This window comes from Candidatus Binatota bacterium (assembly GCA_012960245.1).
Lineage (GTDB): Bacteria > Desulfobacterota > Binatia > UBA1149 > UBA1149 > UBA1149.
Map to the genome: position 1 here is coordinate 1 of DUBO01000014.1, position 4,319 is coordinate 4,319.

A 4,319-nucleotide genomic window follows, 5' to 3' on the forward strand; every position below is an offset into this window, starting at 1 on the left:
GGGCCACGCAGAGAGTCCAGGTTCTGGTCACCCGCCCACGGTGTCACGCCCCGTGGTCTACTGGAAGCCCGGTTTTTCCTTACATCACCTGCATCTTCGTGCTTTCCCGACCCGCTTGGCCCAGGCGCAAGGAGGCCGCGAGCTCAGCAGGGCGCTGTGCAAAAACGACACTCCCCCCAACCGGGGGTGTCGCGCACATACGCCACTCCCCCGCCTCAAGGGAGAAATACGTCGACCTCGCGCTCAACGGCGACCTGACCGCTTCGGTGACCATGATCTCGGTGTTCTTCTCATAGTCACCGGTGAGAGCCACAGACTTCTTGCGAGACTGTTGACTTGGAAACCAGCGCGCTGGCAAGCAGCACCTGGAAGCTTACCATTTTCGCAGCAGAAACGGTTGGCAACGCGGTGATTTCCCAGTGATGGGAAACCATGACGATAAAAAGCTGGTGGCAGAGCCAGTAACGCGGGCTCGCTTCTTGCAATGGTGAGCGGGAGGAGACCACGCCTTGTTGACCCGACTTTCCGGAATGGACACCGCGTTCTTCGACATGGAGACCCCGCGCGCCCACATGCACGTGGCAGCCACCCTGCTCCTCGACCCCTCCACGATGCCCGGCGGACCAGACAGCGCCAGGATTGAAGAAAGGCTGCTGCTGCGCCTCGCCGGCCAGCGTTTCTTCTCACGGAGGATACTCAGGCCGCCACTGGGCGACGCGGTGTGGGTAAGCGATCCACGCTTTGAGCTTTCGGCCCACGTGAACCGGATAAACCTGGGCGGCAACGCATCGCAGCGCGAACTTGCCACGGTACTCGGTAGAGCAGCCGGCAGGCAACTCGATCACCACAGGCCCCCGTGGGAGCTGTGGATGATAGAGGGCCTGGCCGGTGGGCTGCTGGCAGCGGTCATAAAGGTTCACCACGCGGCCGTCGATGGGGTCGGGGGCGCACAGATGCTGGCCTCGATGTTTGATCTCGAACCAGATTGCGATGGCAACGACCCCTGCGACTCCAGTGGTCCGCCCGAACACGGGGCGCTTCCGTCCAGCCTGCGCCTCGGTCGCTGGGCAGTTGAATCACTACTGAAACTACCCGCGCGACTTGCCGACGCACTTCACAGTACCGCGCGGGAAAGTGCCTGGCCGGCTCTCAAGGCGATGCTCGACCCCCGCGAACGCCTGCCCCCCGCGGCCAACCAGCGTTGCCGCACGGTACTCAATAGAACGGTAGGCCCGGAACGCTGCGTGGCCTTTGCCCGCGTGCCGCTTGATCGCTTGAAAACTGCCGGCCACGCCTATGATGCCACCGTAAACGACATGGTCCTGACCACCTGCAGCCTGGCGCTCAGGCGCTACCTGGCTCACGTCGATCGCATGCCCAACGGCCCCCTGGTAGCCGTCGTGCCGGTTTCACTGGACGCACCGAGTGACACCCCCGGCAACCACGTATCGATAATGCTGATCGAGCTGCCGGTTCACCTGGACAAGCCCCTGCACCAACTGCTGGCCGTTAAGCGCAACGCCACGCACGCCAAGCAGGCCTACAGGAACATGGGCGGCCGCCTGCTAGAGAAATGGATGGAAGTCGCGCCGCATACGCTGGTATCGGGAGCGGTACGCAGCTGGTCGACGCTAGGCCTGGCGGAGTGGGTCAAGCCGGTGCACAGCCTGATTATATCCAACGTGGCCGGTCCTGCCATGGCCCTGTACGCCGGCGGGGCACGCATCACCGCCGCCTATCCGCTGGGGCCGGTCATGGACGGCGCCGGCCTCAACCTGACCGTCATGAGCTACCAGGGGCAACTCGATCTCGGGATCCTCGCCTGCCCCCGATCTATAAGCGATCCCTGGCGACTAGCCCTCGAGTTTGTCAGCGCCGCAAACGAGCTCTCGACTTGCTGCGCGACCGCGGCGGACGAGGGGGAAGTCAGAGCCCCTTAAACGAGGGCTTTCTTTTTCCCTTTATCGCAGCGAGGGCCTCGGCGTGGTCTTCGCTGTGAAAAGTAGAGATCTCCATCTCCAGGGCAAAATCAAACGAAGTATTGAGCGCCTCCTTGACCAGCTTGTTGACGGCCGCCTTGGTGTAGCGCAGCGGCAAGGGCGCCAGGTCGGCCAATCGAGCGGCGAACTCCATGGCGCGCTGATCGAGTTCGTCGTCGGGCACCACGAAGTTGACCAGCCCTATCCTCTCGGCCTCCTGCGCCGACACCGGGTCACCAGTCATCAGGTACTGCTTGGCGCGGGCCGGCCCGACGGCAAGTGGCCACGCCACCGTACCGCCGTCGCCCGCGACCAGCCCTACCCTTACGTGAGGGTCTGCCACCGTCGCGCTCTCGGCCATGAATATCGTGTCGCACAGCAGCGCGATGGTAGCGCCCAAGCCTATTGCCGGCCCGTTGACGGCCGCCACTATGGGCAGCTCGACGTCGAGCAGGTCCCAGATAAGCGACCTGGCGTCCCGCTTGAGTTCCTCCAGTTTGCCGGGCTTCTGCAAGCTGGGAAACCATTCAAAATCGCCGCCCGCCGAAAAAGCCCTGCCCTCACCGGTTAGCAGCACCGCCCTGGCCTCGTTCTCGTGGCGCAAGTCAGAAAAAAGACGCGCCAGTTCGGCGTGCAGCACTTCATCGACTGCGTTCAGATCACTGTCCGGCCTGTCGATCGTGACCCGGAGCACACCGCCAACGGTTTCAACGCGTAACGACTGGTACTGGTAAGGCATCCCGTTTTCTCTCCCCTGCGCCTGCTTTCAACAGCCGCCGGGGGCCACTATACCTGTTGCCTGCCGGTCAACTGAAACCGGCCTCGGTGACGGGGAGACAACTGATGAGCAACGATCTGAACAAGATGGACGCACTGGCCCAGGCCGAACTCGTGGCCAGTGGGGAGGCCAGCGCAGCCGAACTCGTGGAGGCCGCGATCGAACGCATCGAATCGGTCAACGGCGAGCTCAACGCCGTCATCACCACGCTCTACGACCAGGCCCGGCGCAGGGCCCAATCCGATGAGCTCGGCGACGGCCCGTTCAAGGGAGTCCCCTTCCTGCTCAAGGATCTCGACGCGGCCTCGGCCGGCGACCCGTTTCACTGTGGCATGAAGCTGCTCAAGGAACTCGACTACCGTCCTGACCACGACTCAACGCTGGTAAAAAAATTCAACGCGGCCGGCTTCGTCACCCTGGGCAAGACCAACACCCCGGAACTGGGGCTCACCGTCACCACCGAGCCCGAGTCCTACGGGCCCAGCCTCAACCCCTGGAACACCGCGCATTCCACGGGAGGCAGCAGCGGCGGCTCGGGAGCGGCCGTAGCATCGGGCATGGTGCCGGTCGCACACGCGAGCGACGGCGGTGGCTCTATACGCATCCCCGCAAGTGAGTGTGGGCTGGTCGGCCTCAAGCCCACTCGTGGGCGCTGTTCGTTGGGGCCAGACTACGGCGAGTACTGGGCGGGCCTGGTCAATTCGCACGTCGTCACGCGCTCGGTGCGCGACAGCGCCGCGGTTCTCGACTGCGTGGCCAGCTACGAGGCCGGTGACCCCTACACCGCCCCCGGCCCCTCTGGATCATGGTTGCAGGCCGCCACCACCGAGCCCGGGCGTCTCAAGCTGGGGCTCATGACCAGCTTCCCCGGCCAGTCGATACCGCTCAACCCGGAATGCGAAACCGCGGTGCTCAACGCCGGGCGCCTGTTGTCATCGCTGGGCCACGAAGTAGAAGAGTCTCACCCTTCGGCCTTCGATGAACTCGAAGAACTGCGCTTTCACTTCATGCGCGTGATCGGCAGCTGGGTGGCCGCCAGCTTGAACGAGTGGGCCACGATTACCGGCCGCAGCGTGGGCGACGAGCAGGTAGAAGCCGGCACTGCCATGATGGCCTCCATCGGGCGCCCCGTGCTGGCCGCCGACTACATAGACACGCTCAAGTGGATGAGCCGCTACACCCGGCGAATGCTGGGCTGGTGGCAAGAGGACGGATTCGATCTCCTGGTCACGCCCACGCTGGGCTCAACACCTCCGAGAATCGGCGACCTCAGCCCCAAAGACGGCGACGTCGAAAGCTCCACGCAGAAGATCCTGGAGCTGATCCCCTACACGCCCGTGGCCAACGTCACCGGCCAGCCGGCTATCTCGCTGCCCTTGCACTGGTCCAGCGACGGGCTGCCGGTGGGTGTAATGATTACCGCGGCGCACGGACGTGAAGACCTCCTGTACTCGGTGGCCGGACAACTGGAGAAGGCCAACCCCTGGGCCGACCGTCGCCCGCCTGTGTTCGCCTCTTAGTCGCAAAACGGCTACCCGCCTGCACCCAACTATTCGGGGGGG

The 4,319-nt window shown here is 64.1% G+C and carries 3 protein-coding genes; 2 read left to right on the plus strand and 1 reads right to left on the minus strand.

What is annotated here, in order from left to right; translation table 11 throughout:
* The first annotated feature begins 509 nt into the window (after positions 1–509).
* Positions 510–1,940: a wax ester/triacylglycerol synthase family O-acyltransferase gene (locus EYQ35_02250; GenBank protein ID HIF62964.1), complete on the plus strand. Its 1,431-nt coding sequence runs from the start codon at positions 510–512 to the stop codon at positions 1,938–1,940.
* On the opposite strand, the gene EYQ35_02255 is transcribed toward EYQ35_02250, so the two are convergent.
* A complete protein-coding gene (locus EYQ35_02255; protein HIF62965.1) occupies positions 1,927–2,718 on the minus strand; it encodes an enoyl-CoA hydratase/isomerase family protein in 792 nt (263 codons plus the stop codon). The two genes, EYQ35_02250 and EYQ35_02255, sit on opposite strands and share 14 nt — an antisense overlap.
* Positions 2,719–2,822: 104 nt before the next feature.
* On the opposite strand from EYQ35_02255, the gene EYQ35_02260 reads away from it, so the two are divergent.
* The gene (locus EYQ35_02260; GenBank protein HIF62966.1) at positions 2,823–4,277 is read left to right on the plus strand and encodes an amidase; all 1,455 of its coding nucleotides are present in this window, start codon (positions 2,823–2,825) and stop codon (positions 4,275–4,277) included.
* Positions 4,278–4,319 lie beyond the last annotated feature (42 nt).

Coding starts and splice junctions, on each gene's coding strand:
- EYQ35_02255 (HIF62965.1), bottom strand. CDS start 2,718: ATGCCTTACCAGTACCAGTCGTTACGCGTTGAAACCGTTGGCGGTGTG.
- EYQ35_02260 (HIF62966.1), top strand. CDS start 2,823: ATGAGCAACGATCTGAACAAGATGGACGCACTGGCCCAGGCCGAACTC.